The sequence below is a fragment of the Marinobacter denitrificans genome (genome assembly GCF_008795955.1).
Lineage (GTDB): Bacteria > Pseudomonadota > Gammaproteobacteria > Pseudomonadales > Oleiphilaceae > Marinobacter > Marinobacter denitrificans.
This window is the reverse complement of sequence record NZ_VMHN01000001.1, coordinates 510,180-530,066: the sequence shown is the minus strand read 5'-3', so window position 1 is coordinate 530,066 and position 19,887 is coordinate 510,180. Positions and strand designations below refer to the sequence as shown.

Here is a 19,887-nt window from a genome sequence, read left to right as displayed (position 1 = left end):
CTCTTGCGCAGGTCGCATTTTCGAACTAGATAAAGACAAACAATAACATTGCGAGGCGCATCCCCATGGATGCAAGTTGGTGTCCTGTTAGTTAGATAATCACACAATTAAACATACGTAGAGGAAGGATTTCTCATGAAAAGATGTTTATCGATTATCGCCATCAGTTGTCTGGTTTGGACGGGGTTGGCCTCTGCCTCTCCCCAGAGTAAACCCAATGGCCCCTGGCTTACGGATGAACAGAACGTGTCTTTGGCCGCATTGCGCAGTTATGAGCAGCTTTGGCACACGCTTGAACAACTGGACAGGTCAGCCAAAGGGGAGTTTGCTCTTTCGACCGCACCGCGCGTGAGCAATACAGGCCGTGACATCCCCGTGGTTACCATAGGAAACGGGCCGCAGCGGATTATGATCATAGCGCAGCAACACGGTAACGAGTACGTGGTGAGTGAGGCGATGATTGAATTGGCCAGAGACCTTTCCGGCAATTCGAAGGAAGACAGGGCCATACGGGATGCACTGACACTTACCATTGTGCCCCGAGTCAATGTGGACGGGTTTGATGCCAGTGTCGAGGACGCTTTCGGGAATACGCCACCCTGGCGCCAGAACTATGACCCGTTCTGTGTAACTGGCTCTTGTCCTGCCTTCTACCAGCGTGGGCGCGGTTACGACATCAACCGTTATCATTCTTTCATCGAGGACAGCCCGGAGGTCGACCCCTATGTTGGCGGGCCCAACCCCGTTCCGGAGGCGGTTGCCATGCGTTTGTTGTTTGACGAGTTTCAGCCTTCGGTGGTTATCGATTTCCACCACCAGGGCTCTTACGTTGATGCCGACGGCAAACTGATTACCGGCTCAACCATGTGGCCTAATGCCACCTCGGCGGCTGAGGCACTTGGCGTGGTGGATCAGTTCGAGGAGGGGGTTGAACTGGCGAAGAAAGTGGTCAGTGTTATGGCCACAGAGCTTGATCAGTATGGCTACGCCAATCTCACTCTCTATCCTGGTACAACTACGCCAGGTATCGCCCGTAATGCCTATGGCCTGTTGGGGGCAGGGTCGGTGCTGTTCGAGATGCGTGGTGGTATCGGAACCAAGAGCAACGGTTACATTACCAAAACCGCCTACAATGCAGCCAAATCGGTAGTAGCCGCCATGGCCGATGGCACACTGTTTGACGCAGACATTTCAGTGGCCGAGAATCTTCCCCCCAGGGGCCCGGGTATTGGTGCACCTAATGAAGAAGCAGAAGAGGTGGAATAACAGGGCTCAATTCTAGGGAAAGTCTGCGTTTAAGCGCGCAACCGTAGGAGTATGTATTGTGAAGTCCGTATCGAGCACAGGATTTGCTTTATTCGGCGCCTCTCTGATTGCGATCAGTTACGGTCTCGCGCGCTTTGCTTTTGGTTTGTTTGTGCCACCCATTCGCGCCGACCTTGACCTGACACCCGATCTGATCGGTATCATTGGCGCGATTCCACTCATCAGTTTCGTGCTGGCTACGCTGGTTGCCCCCCTCGCCGCCAATCGTCTCGGTGCCCGTAACACGGCCGTGGCGGCTGGTGGGTTTGGCGCGGTCGGTCTGGCGCTGATCAGCCAGTCGTCCGGCGCTGTGTCTCTTGGCATTGGTGTGTTTGCCTGCGGTATCTGCACCGGCCTGATGATGCCGGCGCTTACGGCGGCCATGCAGGTGCTGGTGGACCGTTCCGTGCATGGGCGGGTCAGCTCGGTGATGAATGCGGGTACCAGCATTGGGGTCGCCATTGCCGTGCCGGCTGTTCTGTTTATGGCCGGCCTCTGGCGTTTTGCGTACATGGGCTTTGCGGTTCTGGCGGTCATCGGGATATTAGCGGCCTGGTATGTGATTCCCTCGGTGTCCCGGGTAACTCCGTCAAATGCGGCACCGCCACCTCCGATCAGCGCCCTGCAATGGTGGCGCCTGTTCAGGCTCTCGATCTTTGCCTTCGTGATGGGGTTTATTTCTTCCGCTTACTGGATATTCGCGCCCGATCTCGCGGTCAATCTGGGTGAGCTGTCGTCGTCAGAAACCGGCTGGCTCTGGTTGGCGGTGGGTGTCGCCGGGCTCGGAGGTGCTGTGGTGGCTGACCTGGCTGACCGTAACAATCCGCCAATTACCCAGGCGCTGATGCTGATGATGTTGGGGGCCAGCCTGGCATTGCTGGCGGCCAGTCCCGGTGAACTGGTCTTCGCGATCTTTTCGGGGCTGGTCTTTGGCCTGGCCTATATGAGCCTGACGGGGCTTTATCTGATGACCGGCGTCCGGCTGTTGCCGGGTCGCCTGTCCATGGGGCCGGTACTTCCGTTCATGGCCGTTTCACTGGGGCAGGCCGCCGGTTCACCCGTTGTTGGTCTGTTGGTGAGCCATTTCGATTACAGCGTAGCGTTTGCGACCTTCTCCGCAATCGGCATCGTGGTAGCCCTGTTGTCGCCCCTGTATCCCCGTAACACCGAGGAAGCACCGGAGGCGGAGGCAAACCAGAAAACCGGCCTTCAGGCCGCTTACAACCAACAGCTTCTGAACGAAGAGGGCGAGCCGTTCACCTATGAAGCCACTGGCAGTGAAGAGCCGGGCGCAGGCTATCAGCGTTAAGCGCCGGTAGATCCGGTTTACCAGCCGAGTCTTATCGTTCCGAATAGCGCGTCGCCTAAACGTAGATCCAGGGTTCCTGCCTCCAGATCCTGATACTGCACACGGGTGTCCACGCTGGCGCCGATTCCCACCACTACGGATGGCCAAAACCGGCGTGCCCTTCTGATCCGGTATGTCAGCTCCGCGCGCCACTCCTGCAGGTAAAGCGCGCTTTCCACCTGCCGGGCACTATCGAGAGTGGCCCAGCGATCCCCCTTGCGTTCCAGCCGGAGCTGCCAGCGTTCACCGTGGCTTTGCCATCGCAGCATGACGGGCAGGTCTGCCAGCCAGTGGCCGCTATCATTGGCGTACTCCCAGCGCACTCGTGGAAGCCAGCGGAAAGAACCGAAACGATGATCGCCACCGACGCCCAGGCTCAGCGGCGAGCTCTGGCTCAATGCTCGGAACATCGCCACCCGGCCATTCACCACATCGTTATGAAATGCCTGATGCTTGAACATATTGGATGTACCGGCGACGCCAGCCCGCGCTTCCACGCGGTAAAGCCGGTACTGCCATTGGCCGCCGACGGTCAACCGGTGTAAATGACCGTTGTGCGCAGGTTCGCCGATACGAATGCGCAGAGGCTGATAGTCGTAATCAACGCCGAGTACGCCTGCAGTGCTCTCTTGACGCCAGCCCAGCCCACGCTGGGAACGGGTTACGTCGGCGGCCGACGGCACGTTTTCCGGCCAGTCATAGGGCTGCCACTGACGGTAAAGCAGGTAGACATCACCTGAAGCCTGAACGGCGCGTGGCAAGGCCAGGGTGGCTGCCAGAAGTGCCACCAGAAGAATGAACCACGATGTCGCAGAACTGTTGGTTCGAGAACAACGCCCGTTGAGCACAATAACGCCCTCCCGTCATCAGAGGTATTCAGGCCCGTATACCAACAATAGCGTTTCACAGGGCTCACTGCCTTGAATTGTGCCGGTAGTGCACTCAGCTATAGAGGATATGCACGCCAACAGCTAACCAGGAGATCGACCATGCATGTGTTCATTGCAGGCGCCAACGGACAAATCGGCCAGCATCTGTTGCGGGAATTGGCAGACAGCGATCATGAGGCGCGCGCCCTCGTCCGCCACCAGGATCAGGGCCCGGAACTTCAGCAACTGGGCGCTACGGAAACCGTGCTGGGCGATCTGGAGCATGACTGTAGCGAAGCCATGAGAGGCTGCGATGCTGTGATTTTTACCGCTGGCTCCGGGCCTCATACCGGGCCGGACAAAACCATCGACGTGGACCAGGACGGTGCTATCCGGCTGATGGATACTGCCCGGGCCATGGGCATAAAGCGTTTTATCATAGTGAGCAGCATGCGTGCAGAGGAGCCGGAAAAGGGACCGGAAAAGCTTCGACATTACCTTTGGGCCAAGCATAATGCTGATGAGCACCTGAAGAACAGCGGCCTGAATTACACCATTGTACGTCCGGGCCAGCTCACCAACGATGAGGGCACGGGCAAGGTGGCACTGAGCGAGCGGCTGGAGGAGTTCGGCAAGATTCCACGGCAGGATGTCGCCCGAGTTCTGCTGGCGGTGCTGGATTCGGAGACCACCAGCAACCGGGTTTTTGATGTGGTGTCCGGCGACACGCCGGTGCCTGAAGCAGTGGCAAAATTATAGCGGCCATCAAGCCAGGTGGAACCAGAAGCTTATGTCTGACAAAGAGCTACGCACCAGATCCGATAAGCGGTCCATCGACCAGTTTATAAACGAAGTGCGCAAGCTGCCCAAGCAAAGTTCAGGGCAGGGCAGGCTGATATTTGCACTGGACGCCACGGCCAGCCGGGAGGCGACCTGGGATGAGGCGTGCCACTTGCAAAGTGAGTTGTTCCTGGCGACCCGGGATTTGGGCGGGCTGGCCATACAGCTTTGTTACTACCGTGGCTTTGGTGAATTCAAGGCCACCAAGTTTGTGACCGAGACGGGACAATTGCTGAACCTGATGAATGGCGTTTCCTGCCTGGGTGGCCGCACCCAGATCAGCCGGGTGCTGGCACACGCAGTGAAAGAAACCCGCGCAAAGCCCGTCAAGGCAGTCGTGTTTATCGGGGATTGCTGCGAGGAGCCTGTGGACGAGCTCTGCCATACCGCCGGAGAATTGGGCATGCTGAGGACGCCGGTGTTCATGTTTCATGAGGGCGGTGACGCCCATGCCAGGGCGGTTTTCCAACAGGTGAGCAAACTGTCCGGAGGCGCCTACGCCCCCTTTGATCGCAACAGTCCGCAGGTTCTCAAGGATCTTATGGCCGCTGTTGCGGTCTATGCTTCCGGGGGAGCCAGGGCCTTGCAGGATTTTTCCAGCCGCAGCTCCCTGGAAGTCAGGCGCCTGACCCGGCAGATCAGGTAGCGCTTGTCATAATCCATCGATGGGCCGTTGAGCCCGGGGTATCTGCGTGCCACTAACGCTACTGGTAATTGTAATGGCGGTTGTCGCGTGGGTCTGGCTGCGCAACCAGCCGCCCGCGCAACGCAAGCCGGCTATTATCAAGCTGGTGCTGGCGGCGGGTATCGCGATGGTGGTTCTGCTCGCTATTACCGGCCGCTTGCACTTTCTTTTTGCATTATTGGCGTTTCTTTTCCCGTTGCTGCGCCGGGTGCTGCCCTCTTTATTGACGGGAAGCCTGGCGGGGGCAGGGAATGACAGGGCCAAACCGGGCAGCCAGTCCCATGTTTCCAGCGATGTTCTCGAGATGAGCCTGGATCATGACTCCGGAACCATGAGTGGCAAAATAGTGAAAGGCCCCATGGCTGGCCGGGAGCTGGCGGATCTGGGCGAGAACGAATTTCTTGAGCTGCTACGCTACTGCCGGGAGCATGATGAGGATTCTGCCCGGCTGCTGGAAACCTACCTCGACCGCCGGTTTGGAGACTCCTGGCGTGCTGACGACGAGCCTGGCACTGACGGCGATGACGGCGATGACGGCGAGGGCACCCGTGATCAGGGCAACGCCGGGGCACCTCTGACCGAGAGCGAGGCCCTGGACATCCTCGGGCTGAAAGCCGGTGCCAGCCGGGAGGAGATCATCCAGGCTCACCGGCGAATGATGCAGAAATTGCACCCGGACCGTGGGGGGAGTAACTATCTTGCTGCCCGTATCAATGAAGCCAAAGAGCAGCTTCTGGGCTGATTAGCGTGCGTAGCGCCCATTTCCAGCGGCGAACCGTCGAATTTCTCTGGTGATCCCGATAGGCTAACGGGGTGGAAAGCCCGGTTGTTCAGGGCCATATCAGGAAACGTTATTCGGAAAAGGAGTTCGTGACCAATGACCGCCAGTACTTGCAATTCAACCCCTCGGCGCGCGCCCATTCTTGTCATCCTTGCCCTCGCTGGCCTCGTTCTGCAGGGCTGTGCCGGAGGGGCTGTTACCGGCTCGGTATACGCTGCATCGGGTGCGGCTGCCGCAAAGCTTCACCAGAAGCGCCAGGAGTTCCGGAATAATCTCAAAGAGGATTACGCGAGCTACCAGAAGCTCTTTTCATCCTCGGAATGTGATCCGGAGCAATACCGCGTCAGCCCCAAAATCCTTGATTACCTGGAAGACAGTGCGCCCACCGAGGACGGCTACGCAGAGGCCCAGGACATCCTTCTGGAAATCTATAAGGACCCGACGCTGTCGCTGAACGTCCGTGCCCACGCGCTGTACCTTACTGCCCTCACTGAAGCCCAGAAAGAAGGTGGCTCCAGGGCAGAGGCGAGGGACTACCTGAAGCGGGTGCAGAGTGAGTTCCCCGGCACCCACGACTGCGCCGTGGACAAGCTGTTGGAGCAGGGCAGTAGCATCCAGTGATTGAATCATGGCGTTACCGTGACGGGGAGGTTAAGCGCTGCCAACAGCTGTTCGGCGCCGGGCTCTTCAAACAGCGCGCACTCCCGGCTGATCACCAGCTGCGAGGCATGCTCTTCCCGCAGTACCCGGGCTACGGTTAGCGGGTCAGTATCGGCCATCGCCCTCAGGTGGGTGCCGGCTCCGAGCACATCCAGATCATGCCTGATGGCATCAAGCCGCTCGGGAGCGGGAGCGCCGTCCGTGCCGAGGATAACAGTTACCGGCTGGTGGGTATGCCGGGCGATCTCGGTGGCTGCCAGCGCAGCCCGATGATTTGCCTCATCGTGATCATTCAGGAACACAACCACCCTGTTCTGGTAGGGCCGTTTGTGTTCGCACCACAACAACACCTGCCCGGGTGACTGCCGAATAAGCCCCCGTGCAGTCGAACCCAGCCGGGCCCCAGCCGGGGAGGACCAGCCGACACGGCCGAGCACAAGGAGATCATCCGGGCCCGCCAGCGCCAGCACTTCGTCAATTACGCGGCCACGGGCAACTCTGAGTGCCGCTTTTCCGCCGTGCTGCTTTACGGCACCGGCAAGTGCTGCGCGCGCTTGATCCGCCAGACGCTGCAACCGCTGCTCTAGCATGCCGGGGTCGAAGGGCCGGCTGATTCCGGAGGCGGAACCAACCTCCCGGGAAAAACCATAGCCCGCGCTGCGCACCAGGTTTAATTCTTCAACAAACACGCCCAGGATGTCAGCATCCCGTTTTCCGGCGATATCGGCAGCGGCCTCCAGAGCCGCATAGCTCAGCCGCGAACCGTCGATAAGCACCAGAACACGCCCACGCGTAGAGGGCAGGCCTGCGGGCTTTTCAGCATCAGTCACGGTTACCGCCTCCATTGTTGTCCCTGTTTCCTTCGCCGTTCTCCTGTTTTTCGCTGACTTCGGCAAACCGGGCCAGACGATCGGCGACGGCCCGGTTGAAGGAAGCCGCCGGGAACTCGCCGTTCTCGTCTGGCTCGCCGGCTTCCATACCGGTCAAAAGTTCAATCGCCTGATTAATATGTGAAACCGGGTAAACACTGAAATCGCCATCAGCAATGGCCTGACGAACATCAGAGTTAAGCATCAGGTGCTCGACATTGCTGGCCGGTAGAATAACGCCCTGGCCGTGTACCTTCCCGGCCTCACGACAGACATCAAAAAAGCCTTCGATTTTTTCGTTAACGCCGCCCACGGCCTGGACTTCGCCATGCTGGTTCATGGACCCGGTGACGGCGAAACCCTGGCGCAACGGCAAACGGCTGATGGCCGACAGCAGCACACAGGTTTCTGCCACCGATGCGGAATCGCCTTCCACGCCACCATAAGACTGCTCGAAAGCCAGGCTAGCCGACAGGGAAAGCTCGCCATCCCCCGCATACCGGCTCGCCAGGAAGCGGGAAAGAATCATCACTGCCTTGCTGTGAATCGGGCCACCCAGCTTGGCTTCCCGCTCGATATCCACAACCTGTGCCTTTCCCGGCCGCGCGGTGGCCGTGATCCGGGTTGGCTGACCAAACATGGACGCGCCCAGTTTGAGCACCGATAGCCCGTTTACCTGGCCTACCGTTTCCCCTTCGGTAGCCACCATCACGATACCGCGGGTAATCTGCTCACGGCTCCGTTCGCGAATCCGACTGGCGCGGAATTCCCGCTCATCGATCGCCTGTTGAACATGGTCCATTCCAATGGTGGTTCTATCCGCCTGCTTCGCCCAGTGGTCCGCCTCACTGACGATATCCCGCAGTACCCGGTCGTGCGCCGTCAGCTTGCGTTGATCTGCCGCCAGCCGGCTTGCCTGTTCAATCAGCCTTGCTACCGCATTCCGGTCAAGCGGCCGGCATTTCAGCTGCCGGGCCATGGTGGCAATCATGCGCGCATAGAGTTCATAGCTGTCGTCGTCCCGATCAAGATCGTCCTCAAAGTCTGCCTCGACTTTGAACAGATCCAGGAAATCAGGATCGTAATGGGAGAGCAGGTAATACAGCATGCGGTCGCCCAGCAACACCACTTTTACCGAGACCGGAATGGGTTCTGGCTGCAGGCTGATGGTGCTGGCCAATCCGTACAGGCGCTCCAGGGATTCAATCCGGATCTCGCCGGAAAACAGGATGCGCTTCAGACTCTCCCATGCCATCGGCTGGGTGAGTATCCGGCGGGCATCGAGGAGGAGATAACCACCGTTAGCCCGGTGGACAGCCCCTCCTTTTATGAGGGTGAAATCGGTGTACAGGGTGCCCTGCCGCGCCCGGTGCTCAATCTGGCCGGCCAGGTGCTGATGATTCGGCAGGTCTTCATAGATCACTGGCGCGCCCGTCGTTTCCGCGTTGTCCACCAGTAAGTTCACTTTGTACCGCCCCAGCAGACCGCTCGGTGGCCCGTTCTCGGTGTCCTGGAAGGCTTCTGCGTGTTCCACCATGTCCTCACGTATGGCATCCAGATAATCGACAACCGCAGGCACATGGCGCCACTTCTCGCGAAGCTCTCCAATCGGGCCGCCGAGAGTGAGCTGAACCATCTCTTCATTGAGCGCATGAACCCGTTCCCGGACTTCCTTGCGTAAGCGGGGAATCTGTTGAATGTTCTGCTGCAGTTTCTGCTGGAGTTCCTCCACCTTGGATTCAATGAGTTCTTTTTCTTCATCAGAGAATTTTTTGTATTCCTCCGGGTCAATAACCTCGCCATTGCGCATCGGCGCAAAGGTGAAGCCAGCGGGTGTCGTTATCATCGCGATGTTATTGGCGTTGGCCTCTTCCTGGATATCATACAAACCCTGATGCTGGCGCTTGGTCATCTCCTCCTGCAGCTCTTGCAGGCGTGCCTGGTATTCCTCACTTTCGAAGGTTGCCGGAATTGCTGTACGCAGCTCGCCAGCGAGATCATTCATGTCTTTCTTGAATTGCCGCCCTTCGCCGGCGGCCAGTCGGATGGCCCCGGGCCGGTCCGGGAATTCAAAGTTGTGAACGTGGCACCAGTCTGAGGGCACGGGTTGCCGTGCGGCATGTTTGGCGAGATAGCGCTCCACGAGTTCTTGCTTGCCAGCGCCGGAGGGCCCGAGCACAAAAAGGTTAAACCCATCCGCGTGCATGCTGGCGCCGAACTCCAGGGCCCGCAGTACACGCTCCTGGCTACAAGGCAGCTCAAGATCTTCAAGCGATTCGGTGGTGTCGAAGTCCAACTGGTCGAAGGGGCAACGGCGATAAACCTGCTCTGGAGTCAGGGGCGTGGGTAACGTCATTAACGTCCTCCTGGTGAGTACGTGGAAACCTGCAGGTGCGCAGGAACTTCACTCAAGGATAGACTACGAAAACGTACCTTTGCCTATATCCCCCCTGCCGTAAGCGTGCTAAAACGTCCCGGCCAGCGGCAGCAGCCTTTCTTTGAGCGCCCGGGCACTCCTTTATTCACCGAGATTTCAGCATGTCAGACAAATTTTTCTTCAAAGGCCGCCAGGACGCGCGCCAGCATCACACCGCTTACGGCGGTTTCCAGACCAATGCCAGTCAAAAGAGTGGCAGCAGGAAGTTCCCGTTAACGCTGGTGGTGACCAGTGAGGCACGCAAGCAGGAGATCCAGACCCAGGTGGCCGAGGCCGGGTTGCATGCGAACATTACGGTGGATACCAGCGACGGCGCTGTTGAGTCCATCACCGAACTGACCGCAATTCTGAACAAAGGCGCAACGGTTACAACAGCGAAGGGGCCTTCTCGCAATGACCCTTGCAGCTGTGGCAGTGGCCTTAAATTCAAGAAGTGTTGTGGCTGAGAGTGGTGCCCGGCAGCCAACCGGTTGCCGGGCTCAGTGTTGGTGGACCAATGCCCAGTCGCAGAATTTCTCTAACGGCATGGGTTTGGCAAAGAGGTAGCCCTGCTGCCGATTGCAGCCCAGACTGCTGAGAAGGTCTCTGGTGTTGTTATCCTCCACCCCTTCGGCTACGGCCTCCAGGTTGAGGGCACGTACGAGCTTCAGGGTGTTCTGGACAATTCCCAGGTCATTCTGGTTGGAAGCCATCTGGCTTATAAAGCAACCGTCAATCTTCAGTTCATGGATGGGCAGCCGGCTCAGGTAGGCCAGGGATGAATACCCCGTACCGAAATCATCCAGGGCAATTTTGCAGCCGCTGTTAGCAATCCGGAGGAGGGACCCGATCACGGCCTCCATATTGTGCATCATGGACGTCTCCGTCACTTCGAAGATCACGCGGTTCATTGGCAGGCCGTGTTCCCTGATCCCCGCCAGTGCAAAGGACACAAAATGGCTGTTAGTGAGATTCTGGACCGACAGATTGATACTGCAGGTGATGGGCAGTTGTCGTTCCTGTAGCGTCTGCATGATCTGCCATGCCTGAGTGACGATGTAACGCGATAGCAGGTCCATCAAGCCGGCATTTTCAGCGATCTCGATCACTTCCCCTGCAGGCACTGGCCCGAAACGTGGGCTGTGCCAACGTAGCAGTATCTCAGCGCCCACCAACTGCTGGCCGGTGCTGTTCATCTGTGGTTGCAGGTAAAGCTCCAGTTCCCCAGCCTCGATGGCCGGCGGCAGAGCTGTTACCAGATCCAGCCTGCGACGCGCGAAGTTGGAGATCTCATCGTTGTAGACCTGCACGGGAACCTTGCTTGATTCGCTGCGGTCCCTTGCTGCCGAGGCGTGTTGATACAGGATTTCCGTGCTGTCGCCATGCTCCGGGGCAATCGCCACGCCACAGTACAGATTCATGAACACAGGCAGCCTGACGGCATGGACAGAGATTTCATGGTTCCCCACCATCTGTTCGATAAAGGGCTCCAGTGATCCCTCCAGCAGATCGAGGTCAATCAGGAACGATGCTGAGCCGAATTCGGGAATGGCAATGTAGGCGTGCTGCCGGCTTTCCAGACAGACCACACCGGCCAGCCCCGCCAGCGTATGGTTGAGCTTGTTCATCAACTGACAGAACATTTCCTCTGCCAGCCTGTGGCCCATGCTGGATGCAATGTCCTTGATCTGGGGGTAGTGGACCAGGGTGAGTGCGACCCGCTTGTTTTGCCCCATCATTGTTTGCAACTGCTGGTTGAGCATCGAGGCATTGGGCATTCTGGTGGTTGAATCGTGCATGGCCTGTTCAAGGGACTGCATTTCCAGATCCCGGACCTGTCGCTCGGCCATCTGCTGTTTCCGTAATGCCGCCAGCTTGCGTGACCGTTCGTCCTTGATGCGATGTGCCAGGGCAAATGAGAGCAGCAGCACCTCGGCCGCGGAGCCGACCTGCATGGCATGGTTGGTGATGAGGTTTACCGGTAGAAGATCAAACACGCTCAGTAAATACAGGGCGGCGCCCAGGGCAAAGGTAGTCCAGGCCAGCACAAAATAGCGCGCGATGACAACGCCGGCCCTCAGGCCTGCCAGCCCCACGGCAATGAGCAACACGATGACCAGGGCGCCTAGCAGGCCGGCGAACAGCGAACCGTTTATGGGATCGACCCAGGTGTAGAGAATCAGCACCCCGGCGAGGCCTGCCGAGATTCTCATTCCCCGGTCCCAGCGCAGAGAAATATCCTGCCATTTCAGAAAGCTGCGTGCGAACAGCAAGGCAAAGAGAGACGCAAAGGCGGTGCTGACGGGCAGGGCGTAGCGGGGCACCAACGGCTGGCCGGCCCATATCCACGCACTTCCGGCTCCGGAGATGCAAAGCATCAGCACAGTGATGGAGCCGATATACAGCACGTAATAGCCGTAGGCCAGATCCCTGAGGGAGAGAAACAGGAACAGGTTGTAGATCACCAGGGCGCCCAGAATGCCGAAGTAGGCTCCCCAGTAGAGGCTCCGCAATGAAAACCGAAGCAGCAGGCTGTCTTCGCGCCAGAGTTCGACCGGCACTTGCAGCGCAGTTGCTGAGCGAGCCTTAAGGTATAAGTCCACCTGGCCGCTCAGGTCACGCGGTAATGGCAGCGCTACCTGGTAGCTGTGGGTCTGTGCTCTTCGGGTTTCGGTTTCCTGCCGACTGGTGTGGTAGATGGCCGGGGGTTGGTTATCACGTATTATATAGAGATCGACCTCCTCCAGAAGAGGATAGGGAATCACCAGGTACCATTGTTGGGTGAGGGGTTCGGCAATGTTCAGAGCTGTCCTGAGCCAGACGGATTGTTCGGTGAATCCCAGGTTGAGGATGCTGGCATCGTGCTTTTGCTGCCACTGGTCATGCTGAAGTACCTGGCCAAGAGTAAGTTCGCCCTCCAGCAAGTACTCGATTTGATGGTTCAGGTGGTAATGGCCTGAGTCTTCTGCAACCGTCAGTTCCTGGCCATTGGCAGTAAGAGCGAACAGGAGAGACAGTGCTGCTAATCCTGCCGCCCATTGGTCGCGTTTCATCATGGTCCATCCCTGTCCATCCTACTCGTCAAGGGGGCTGATCAGGCGGCCGGTGAAGCCAAGAAACTCGGCTTCCTGGCAAAAGGCGGAAAACTCGCCTTCGCCGACGCCGGGCTGGCGGAGCAGGACCAGGGCTTCGACCAGGCATCCTGGAATATCCCGGTTGCTCCAGGCCGGCATGCGTGGCCACATCAGGAATTCTTCGTGCGAAAGCACCACTTTTTCCACCGCGATCTGCCTGGCCTGCAGCTGCTCCCGCGCCGTCAGGCTGATGCAGGGATGGGTGTCATCTGCGATCATGGCTCCCGGGGCTATATACTGCTGGAGATCCAGTACGGCATCGCCATGATGGGTTAAACCAATGTAAAGCTTTTCGTCCTGTAGATGGGCCGGGGAGGAGGTCTGCAGGATCGTACCTCCGTCTGTGGCTATTTCCCTGTCCTCTTCATAGCGTGGATCAAAGCCGATCACCTTGTCATACAAACTGGTGAGATCCTTACACACCGCATTACCGATGCGCCCGGCACCTCCCAACACGACTATGCTCGTCTGCTGGCAGTATTGGGGCCGCTCACGCATCTTTCGCGCCACGTCCCAGATCATATATCGTGTGCCCAGGCTTCCTTCCACCAGCGGTTCGGTAATCTCGATGCCCGCTTTCATGACGAAGTTCGGCAGCCGTCCGACGAGGGCGATGCGTTTTACATCGGGATAATCCCGTTGCAGTTTATCCAGGTAAAGGCGAACTTTTTCGGAGTCTTCCTCTAACTCATCCTCCATGAATTGCGACGCCACCAGCAGGCCACGCATGTCCTGATTGCGAATGTAGCCAATCACCAGATTGGGCGGCATACGCTGCGCCATGCGGGGCGTGAAGTAGGAGGCGGCCTGTTCCCTGTTACCGTACACCGCAAACAGAAAATGCGGCCGCGCCAGGGCATGAATGGGCGCTCGCAGGTAGGTATTGGCCGATAAAATCGCAAAGCGGCGAGCGTTCTTCCAGAGTGCACGCTTGCTTCTGGCTTTGAGGCGCTGCCAGGATGGCGCAACGTCGTAGAGTTCCCTCAGTTCGTATTCAGAAAAGCGTCTGCGGTAAAACTCCAGCCCGATGTGGGACTTGCCAGTATACGCCACGGTCGCGGCGACGCTCATATCGGCTTTATCGGGGAAATCGACGTCTGTGACCTCGCCGGGGCGGATATACACGCCTTCGGGCCTTTTCAGACGTAGCCCGCTAGCCGATACGTCCAGCGTATTGGTTTCAATGGTGTGATTGGCATACTTCAGTACGACCGGGAGTCTGATCCCCGATCGCAAATGCCGGCGATACTCTCCATGCATCCTTATCATCGCTGGCTCCCGACGCCCTGTCGAAATTGATACTCACTTCCTCACCATAGTCTGGACCAAACTCCTGCAAGCCGCCATTTTTACAATGAGCTCATGTACTTCTGGGGCTCAGTGACAGGTCCTTTTCCAGTCGGTAGGTATCAAAATCCCGCGCCAGAAACAGCTGGCCGCGATAATGCTGCAAGGCTTCGGCTGCCAATTGGTTGATATGGGGTGCGCCGCCGGGGCCGGACTGGTAGCGGGAGCTGAAGTGCGTCAGCACCAGGTTGGGCAGTTGGGTCTGCTGGGCAAACCGGGCTACCTGTTCGGCCGAGCTGTGTTGTGGCCATGGGCCGACCCGGTCTGCCACCTCCTGGGTGTAGGTGGCTTCGTGAATCAGTACCTGGGTGCCGTGGCAGGCCTCGGCCAGCAGCTCCGGGTTGTCGTTGTCGCCAGCCACGATCACACGGCGGGCCACGCGGGGAATGTGTGTGTAGTCGTCACTTCTGAGCAGGCGGCCATCTTCAAGCGTTACGTCATATCCTTTCTGCAACTCGCCCCAGCCCGGTCCGGGCTCTATGCCATCCTCCCTGAGTTTTTCCTGTAGCAGTTGTCGCTCCAGATTCCTTTCGGTGAACACGTAGGCGCGGCAGGCAACGCGATGGGAGAGGGTCACGTTGGTGACCTCGAAGTGTTCATCCTGCCAGTGGAAGTCCGGTGCTTCGGAATCGATGAAGTTCAGGGGATAGCTGAGAGTGGAGTCACTGTTGTCGATCACCGCATTGATAAAGCGTTGCACCTGGAGCGGGGCGATGACATCAAGCGGTGCAGTGCGTCCGAGCATGGAGGCACTGGTGAGAAGCCCTGGAAGGCCGAAGGTGTGGTCGCCATGGATATGGGTGATGAATATGGCCCGCAACTGCACGACCGAGTAGCGACTGCGCAGCAACTGGTGTTGGGTGCCCTCACCACAGTCCACCAGATACCAGGGTTTGGGGCCGGAGTGGCACAGGGCAAGCCCACTCACGTTGCGTAATCGTGTCGGTGTTCCGGCGGATGTGCCCAGGAAGGTGAATTCCATGGTTCCTCATCTTTGCAATCAGATGTGTCAGGCTACGAGGCCGTTGTGCCTTTCATGCTAACGGCGGACTTATATTCTACACTGGGGAGAAGGATTCTTCCGGAGGCTTTGGATAGCCATGAACCAGAATACGTATGTTCCGCCAGATATTACCGAGGGTGAAGAAGAACGCCTGGAGGAGCTGTATGGCCTTCGGCTTCTGGACACGGCCTCGGAGCTGCGTTTTGATCGTTATACCAGCCTGGTGGCAAGTGTATTCGGGTTTCCCATCGTATTGATCTCATTGCTGGACCGCGATCGGCAGTGGTTCAAATCCAGGCTGGGCTGGAACATGGCCGAGTGCCCGCGCGATATTTCCTTTTGTGGACACACGATCAACCAGGATTCATTGCTCGTGGTTCCCAATGCCCTGGATGACCCCCGCTTTGCGGGTAATCCGCTGGTAACAGGCGACCCTTTCATTCGCTTTTACGCGGGTGCTGTGGTGCGTGGCCCGCGGGGGCAGGCTCTGGGGACGCTCTGCGTGCTGGATCACCAGCCCAGGTACTTTGATGAGGACCATCGTATCCGTTTGCGCCAGTTCGCCGACCTGATCGAAAATGAAATTGCCCATACGGCGGACTTACTCACTTTAAAAGGCTCGATAGAGCGCTCGGCCTATTACGACCCTCTTACCCAACTGCCAAATCGCTATTTGCTGATGGACCGCCTGTGCCAACTTCTTGAGCTGGCCACGATGGAGTCCCTGCAGGTAGCTGTTCTGCTATTCAACGTGACCGGCCTGCGGGTGATTAACCAGAGCCTTGGCACCCAGGGCGGAAATGAACTTCTACTGCAGCTGGCTGACCGGTTGCGGGATAATTGCCCCACGGGTGGTTCAGTCGCACGCTTGCAGGGTGATGAGTTGGTTATGGTCTTTCCGGTACACAGTGAAAGTCAGCGTAGAGAATTTACCCACCGGATTCATGCGGCGCTTGAGCGCCCTTATCGGTGTCTGGGCCAGGAGCATTATCTGAGGGTTCGCATCGGTGGCAGCCTGTTTCCCGACCAGGGAGACACTCCAGAAGCCCTGATTGCCCAGGCCTCGGCGGCAATTCGGGTCAGCCCTGAGAGCGCGGCCGAGCCCGTGCATTATTTTGAACTTTCCCACTCGGATGCGTTCTCCGAAATTCTGAAAATCGAGTCATGTCTGAAAGGCGCTCTGGCGAGAGACGAGTTCTATCTGCTCTACCAGCCGATTTTTTCTTTAACCACAGGGAAAATGGCTGGTGTTGAAGCACTGCTGCGCTGGCGGTGCCCGGAACTTGGCCAGGTGTCTCCGGAACGGTTTATTCCACTGGCCGAGCAAAGTGGTCTGATTGTGCCAATCGGTCGATGGGTGCGCGAGGAAGTATGCCGGCAGTTGCAGGCCTGGTGCCTGGAGCCCGACTGGGATATTCCCGTTGCAGTGAATGTATCTCCGGCTGAACTGTTACAGCCGGCTTTTACTGAGGACCTGCTCAAGCGACTGACCGCCGCGCACGTTCCCGAAAAGCTGCTGCGCATTGAAATCACCGAGCATTCCCTGGTGCGGGACAGTGAGGCCGTGGAACGTAACCTGATTCGTCTGAAGGCGCGGGATATCGAAATTAACATCGACGATTTCGGCACTGGCTACTCCTCGCTTGCGTATCTTCGCCGCGTGCCGGTGAGCAGCCTTAAAATCGACCGCTCCTTTATTGAGGGTCTGCCGGCGTGTGATGACGGAGCAACGATTACGCGCACCATCATCGAAATGGCCAAAGCCCTGGGCCTGGACCAGATCGCGGAAGGTATTGAAAAAAGTGAGCAACTGGCCTTCCTGCACAGACAGCATTGCACCTACGGCCAGGGGTATCTTTTCTCCCGTCCGCTTCCACCTGAACAAATTCCCGCTCTGCGGGCACGTGCGGTAGTCTGACGGGAGTTACGTTATGGTTAGCAAGAAAAAGGCCGCTCCCAGGTATCTGATACGGGAAGCCGTAGAGGATGACCTTCCCAGGCTGGTGGAATTCCTTGCCAGCCTGGCACTGCACGTTTCGGGCTCGCCACCCCAGAGCCTGCAGGAGCGCGAACGGGACCGCCTCCAGGGGGTACTGCTGTCGTCGCTGACCGATGCAAACAAGCACATAATGGTGGCGGAAGTGCCCGGAGCAGGGCTTGTTGGTATGGGGTATATTTATATTTCGCGCAACCAGGGCATCTGGGAGCAGACGAGTCACGTCGAGTACCGGTCGGCGTTCATTGATGATGTGTGGGTGGAACCCGAGTTTCGCAAGCTGGGAATTTTTCCGGACTTGCTGCGTAGCCTGGTTGCCTTTGCGGAGAGCCGCGGTGCCTACGAGCTGGTCCTGGAGTATTCGGCCTCCAACAAAGAGGCCAAGGCAGCCTGGACCCGCCTGGGGTTCAAGACCATAGGGGTGCGTGCCGCAGCTTTCACAACCTCGGTGCAGGAAGCCCTGGACAGCCGGTCTTAGCAACCGGTACCACAACGATGCTCAAGGCCACGAGGAGACTGGAGTGCTAGGCGATCGAACCGTAAATGTCTTTTATGATGAGGTCATGCTCGGCCACAACCCCCAGGTGGATTTGCCTTTTGTGCCCAGCCGGGTGGAGAAACGCGTCCGGAGTATCCTTCAGGGCCTGGACTTCAAGTGGAGTTATCCTGAACATCCGGGTCGCCTGACCGCTGTCATGAAGTATCTGGAGCAACATCCTGTACCGGGCGTCCACTTCAAGGCCGGGAGTGCCGCCACCTATAATCAGCTTGCCCGTGTGCATACGGCCTCCTATCTGGATCACTTCCTCTCACTGTTCGGAAAGAGCGCCTGGGTGGACTCTGACACTACCGCCGTTTCCCCGGACAGTGTCAACGCCGCCCTGGCAGCGGCTGGAAACGCGATTGCGGCGGTGGAGAGTGTGGTTAACGGCGAATGCCAGAGTGCGTTTGCGCTCGTACGCCCACCCGGGCACCACGCGGAGCCGGTCAGGGCGCGCGGCTTCTGTCTGTTGAATAATGTTGCCGTGGCGGCAGCTCATGCCCAGGCAAAACTGGGCTGTGAAAAAGTGCTGATCATCGACTGGGACGCCCACCATGGTAACGGTACCCAGGATATATTCTGGGCGGACTCGGATGTTCTGTTTTTCGATACCCATTGCGCCGCACCCTTTTATCCGGGCTCCGGTCACCTTGACGAAGTGGGCGCCGGTTTCGGTGAGGGCTATACCATCAATGTTCCGCTGCCGGAGTCGGCCGGAGACATCGCCTTTGAAAAAGTGTATCGCGAAATACTGGTGCCGGCGGCCGAGCACTTCAAACCGGACCTGGTTCTTGTCTCAGCAGGGTTCGATCCACATCGCAACGATATGGCTCTGAATCTTACCTACGACGGTTTCAAGGTTATGACCCGCATCATCCAGGACATCGCTGCCCAGCATTGTGAAGGCAGGCTCGCGCTGGTGTTGGAAGGCGGCTACAGTTTGACTTCGCTCTCCCAGGGGGTTCACGCAGTGCTGGAAGTGCTTGCTGGCGGAGATATACCGGAATTGCTGGAAGCGGGCATGAAGGAAGCGAATGAGGCCGTGGAATTTCACCGTTCCGCGTTCAGCGACGACGACTAAGTGGAAGGCTGCACCCTGACCGCTGGTTTGTAAAAGTCAGTCGCTCTGGTTCAGCCCCATCTCCCAGAAATCGATCTCCAGCCGGGTGGCGTCACTGAATATTCGCGTGAGCTGCTCGAACCGGGCGGGGGAGACATCGGCCAGCCTTTCATCCAGCCAACTGATTTCCGCTTGCATGGCGTCCTGGAATCCGTCGCTTTCGTACATCGCGATCCAGGCATCGTAAGGGTTGCTGGCTCCCCGAATGGTGTCTGCCCGCTGGTTCAGCCAGTTAGCGATTTCGCCGTAACCGACCATGCACGGAGACAGGGCAACGTGCAGATCCAGTAGGTCGCCCCGGTGGCCGGCATCGAGCACATAGCGAGTGTAGGCAATAGTGGCCCGGGCTTCCGGCAGCCTGGCAAGCTCCTGTTCGGAAATGCCCCATTCCATGCAGTAGCTGATGTGAAGGTCCAGCTCCACATCCACGATTGCCTGCAGCCCTTCCTTCGCCTGTCTGAGATCAGTCAGAGTCGGGCTTTTGTAGGCAGCCAGGGCAAAGGCCCGGGCGAACTGGATCAGGAACAGGTAGTCCTGTTTGAGATAATGCTGGAAGGCCTGCGGGGCCAGCGACGCATCGCCCAGTTGTTTTACGAAGCTGTGCTCAATGTAGGCGCGCCATTCTGCCTGGCAGCTCCTTTTGAGATCCTCAAACTGGTACGGCATCTGAGTTCCGTTTTTGATAGGGGGATTCTGGTCGGGGCCTCTGGCCTGAAGAATACAGGAAAGATTCTGTCTTCCCCAGGCCAGCGGGCATCAGCAGGGATTATTTAGTGAGCTTATCCCACTCTTTTTCAGCTTCATCCCTCTTCATACCGTACTTTTCCTGAATTTTTCCGACAAAGTTCTCCTTGCGGCCCGCTATTTCATCGACTTCGTCGTCGGTCAGCTTGCCCCAGTTTTCTCTCACTTTGCCTTTGAGCTGTTTCCAGTTACCTTCCAGAGTATCGTTATTCATGTCGGTAGTCCTTCT

General features: G+C 58.0%; 18 protein-coding genes. 10 read left to right on the top strand and 8 right to left on the bottom strand.

What is annotated here, in order from left to right:
- The first annotated feature begins 135 nt into the window (after nt 1–135).
- Together FO268_RS02450 and FO268_RS02445 are read left to right on the top strand one after the other, a co-directional pair.
- Nucleotides 136–1,266, top strand: coding sequence for a M14 family zinc carboxypeptidase (locus FO268_RS02450; RefSeq protein WP_150989118.1), 1,131 nt, complete (start codon nt 136–138; stop codon nt 1,264–1,266).
- 58 nt (nt 1,267–1,324) lie between these two features.
- On the top strand, nt 1,325–2,614 hold the full coding sequence (locus tag FO268_RS02445) for an MFS transporter (protein WP_150989115.1): 1,290 nt from the start codon (nt 1,325–1,327) through the stop codon (nt 2,612–2,614).
- A gap of 17 nt (nt 2,615–2,631) precedes the next feature.
- Here the strand turns inward: FO268_RS02445 and FO268_RS02440 are convergent, their stop codons facing one another.
- Nucleotides 2,632–3,441 (bottom strand): hypothetical protein, encoded by an 810-nt coding sequence (locus tag FO268_RS02440; RefSeq protein WP_150989112.1) that lies wholly within the window; start codon nt 3,439–3,441, stop codon nt 2,632–2,634.
- A gap of 201 nt (nt 3,442–3,642) precedes the next feature.
- Between FO268_RS02440 and FO268_RS02435 the strand changes: the two genes are divergently transcribed.
- The 4 genes from FO268_RS02435 (at nt 3,643) to FO268_RS02420 (ending at nt 6,449) form a co-directional block, all read left to right on the top strand.
- The gene (locus tag FO268_RS02435) at nt 3,643–4,281 is read left to right on the top strand and encodes an SDR family oxidoreductase (RefSeq protein ID WP_150989109.1); all 639 of its coding nucleotides are present in this window, start codon (nt 3,643–3,645) and stop codon (nt 4,279–4,281) included.
- A 31-nt stretch (nt 4,282–4,312) separates the two neighbouring features.
- Nucleotides 4,313–5,008 carry a VWA domain-containing protein gene (locus tag FO268_RS02430; RefSeq protein WP_150989106.1) on the top strand — a complete coding sequence of 232 codons (696 nt, stop codon included), beginning with the start codon at nt 4,313–4,315 and terminating at the stop codon, nt 5,006–5,008.
- Nucleotides 5,009–5,054: 46 nt separating this feature from the next.
- On the top strand, nt 5,055–5,789 hold the full coding sequence (locus FO268_RS02425; RefSeq protein WP_150989103.1) for a J domain-containing protein: 735 nt from the start codon (nt 5,055–5,057) through the stop codon (nt 5,787–5,789).
- Nucleotides 5,790–5,924: 135 nt separating this feature from the next.
- Nucleotides 5,925–6,449, top strand: a complete 525-nt coding sequence (locus tag FO268_RS02420) for a hypothetical protein (RefSeq protein WP_150989100.1) — start codon at nt 5,925–5,927, stop codon at nt 6,447–6,449.
- A gap of 5 nt (nt 6,450–6,454) precedes the next feature.
- On the opposite strand, the gene FO268_RS02415 is transcribed toward FO268_RS02420, so the two are convergent.
- Together FO268_RS02415 and FO268_RS02410 are read right to left on the bottom strand one after the other, a co-directional pair.
- Complete coding sequence (locus FO268_RS02415) at nt 6,455–7,318, bottom strand: universal stress protein (RefSeq protein WP_225316480.1); 864 nt, start codon at nt 7,316–7,318, stop codon at nt 6,455–6,457.
- Nucleotides 7,311–9,713: a Lon protease family protein gene (locus tag FO268_RS02410; protein ID WP_150989092.1), complete on the bottom strand. Its 2,403-nt coding sequence runs from the start codon at nt 9,711–9,713 to the stop codon at nt 7,311–7,313. The genes FO268_RS02415 and FO268_RS02410 overlap by 8 nt, the downstream gene beginning before the upstream one ends.
- Before the next feature lie 182 nt (nt 9,714–9,895).
- On the opposite strand from FO268_RS02410, the gene FO268_RS02405 reads away from it, so the two are divergent.
- Nucleotides 9,896–10,240 carry a PBPRA1643 family SWIM/SEC-C metal-binding motif protein gene (locus FO268_RS02405; RefSeq protein WP_150989089.1) on the top strand — a complete coding sequence of 115 codons (345 nt, stop codon included), beginning with the start codon at nt 9,896–9,898 and terminating at the stop codon, nt 10,238–10,240.
- A 33-nt stretch (nt 10,241–10,273) separates the two neighbouring features.
- Here FO268_RS02405 and FO268_RS02400 read toward each other — a convergent pair whose 3' ends face one another.
- From FO268_RS02400 to FO268_RS02390, 3 genes are all read right to left on the bottom strand, one after another.
- Nucleotides 10,274–12,829, bottom strand: coding sequence for an EAL domain-containing protein (locus FO268_RS02400; RefSeq protein WP_150989086.1), 2,556 nt, complete (start codon nt 12,827–12,829; stop codon nt 10,274–10,276).
- Nucleotides 12,830–12,847: 18 nt separating this feature from the next.
- Nucleotides 12,848–14,176 carry a PilZ domain-containing protein gene (locus tag FO268_RS02395; protein WP_150989083.1) on the bottom strand — a complete coding sequence of 443 codons (1,329 nt, stop codon included), beginning with the start codon at nt 14,174–14,176 and terminating at the stop codon, nt 12,848–12,850.
- A 91-nt stretch (nt 14,177–14,267) separates the two neighbouring features.
- Nucleotides 14,268–15,236 carry a ribonuclease Z gene (locus tag FO268_RS02390; protein ID WP_150989080.1) on the bottom strand — a complete coding sequence of 323 codons (969 nt, stop codon included), beginning with the start codon at nt 15,234–15,236 and terminating at the stop codon, nt 14,268–14,270.
- A 118-nt stretch (nt 15,237–15,354) separates the two neighbouring features.
- Here FO268_RS02390 and FO268_RS02385 point away from each other — a divergent pair, with 118 nt between their 5' ends.
- The 3 genes from FO268_RS02385 to FO268_RS02375 are packed head-to-tail and all read left to right on the top strand — an operon-like array spanning nt 15,355 to nt 18,875.
- The gene (locus FO268_RS02385; RefSeq protein WP_150989077.1) at nt 15,355–17,175 is read left to right on the top strand and encodes a putative bifunctional diguanylate cyclase/phosphodiesterase; all 1,821 of its coding nucleotides are present in this window, start codon (nt 15,355–15,357) and stop codon (nt 17,173–17,175) included.
- A gap of 13 nt (nt 17,176–17,188) precedes the next feature.
- Nucleotides 17,189–17,731 carry a GNAT family N-acetyltransferase gene (locus FO268_RS02380; RefSeq protein ID WP_150989075.1) on the top strand — a complete coding sequence of 181 codons (543 nt, stop codon included), beginning with the start codon at nt 17,189–17,191 and terminating at the stop codon, nt 17,729–17,731.
- 43 nt (nt 17,732–17,774) lie between these two features.
- Nucleotides 17,775–18,875 (top strand): histone deacetylase family protein, encoded by a 1,101-nt coding sequence (locus FO268_RS02375; RefSeq protein ID WP_191966795.1) that lies wholly within the window; start codon nt 17,775–17,777, stop codon nt 18,873–18,875.
- A 36-nt stretch (nt 18,876–18,911) separates the two neighbouring features.
- Here the strand turns inward: FO268_RS02375 and tenA are convergent, their stop codons facing one another.
- Together tenA and FO268_RS02365 are read right to left on the bottom strand one after the other, a co-directional pair.
- A complete protein-coding gene (gene tenA / locus FO268_RS02370) occupies nt 18,912–19,580 on the bottom strand; it encodes a thiaminase II (protein ID WP_150989072.1) in 669 nt (222 codons plus the stop codon).
- 100 nt (nt 19,581–19,680) lie between these two features.
- A complete protein-coding gene (locus FO268_RS02365) occupies nt 19,681–19,872 on the bottom strand; it encodes a CsbD family protein (protein ID WP_150989069.1) in 192 nt (63 codons plus the stop codon).
- Nucleotides 19,873–19,887: the final 15 nt, after the last annotated feature.

Coding starts and splice junctions, on each gene's coding strand:
- FO268_RS02365 (WP_150989069.1), bottom strand. CDS start 19,872: ATGAATAACGATACTCTGGAAGGTAACTGGAAACAGCTCAAAGGCAAA.
- FO268_RS02395 (WP_150989083.1), bottom strand. CDS start 14,176: ATGATAAGGATGCATGGAGAGTATCGCCGGCATTTGCGATCGGGGATC.
- FO268_RS02430 (WP_150989106.1), top strand. CDS start 4,313: ATGTCTGACAAAGAGCTACGCACCAGATCCGATAAGCGGTCCATCGAC.
- FO268_RS02435 (WP_150989109.1), top strand. CDS start 3,643: ATGCATGTGTTCATTGCAGGCGCCAACGGACAAATCGGCCAGCATCTG.
- FO268_RS02420 (WP_150989100.1), top strand. CDS start 5,925: ATGACCGCCAGTACTTGCAATTCAACCCCTCGGCGCGCGCCCATTCTT.
- FO268_RS02400 (WP_150989086.1), bottom strand. CDS start 12,829: ATGATGAAACGCGACCAATGGGCGGCAGGATTAGCAGCACTGTCTCTC.
- FO268_RS02380 (WP_150989075.1), top strand. CDS start 17,189: ATGGTTAGCAAGAAAAAGGCCGCTCCCAGGTATCTGATACGGGAAGCC.
- FO268_RS02390 (WP_150989080.1), bottom strand. CDS start 15,236: ATGGAATTCACCTTCCTGGGCACATCCGCCGGAACACCGACACGATTA.
- FO268_RS02385 (WP_150989077.1), top strand. CDS start 15,355: ATGAACCAGAATACGTATGTTCCGCCAGATATTACCGAGGGTGAAGAA.
- FO268_RS02410 (WP_150989092.1), bottom strand. CDS start 9,713: ATGACGTTACCCACGCCCCTGACTCCAGAGCAGGTTTATCGCCGTTGC.
- FO268_RS02405 (WP_150989089.1), top strand. CDS start 9,896: ATGTCAGACAAATTTTTCTTCAAAGGCCGCCAGGACGCGCGCCAGCAT.
- tenA (WP_150989072.1), bottom strand. CDS start 19,580: ATGCCGTACCAGTTTGAGGATCTCAAAAGGAGCTGCCAGGCAGAATGG.
- FO268_RS02450 (WP_150989118.1), top strand. CDS start 136: ATGAAAAGATGTTTATCGATTATCGCCATCAGTTGTCTGGTTTGGACG.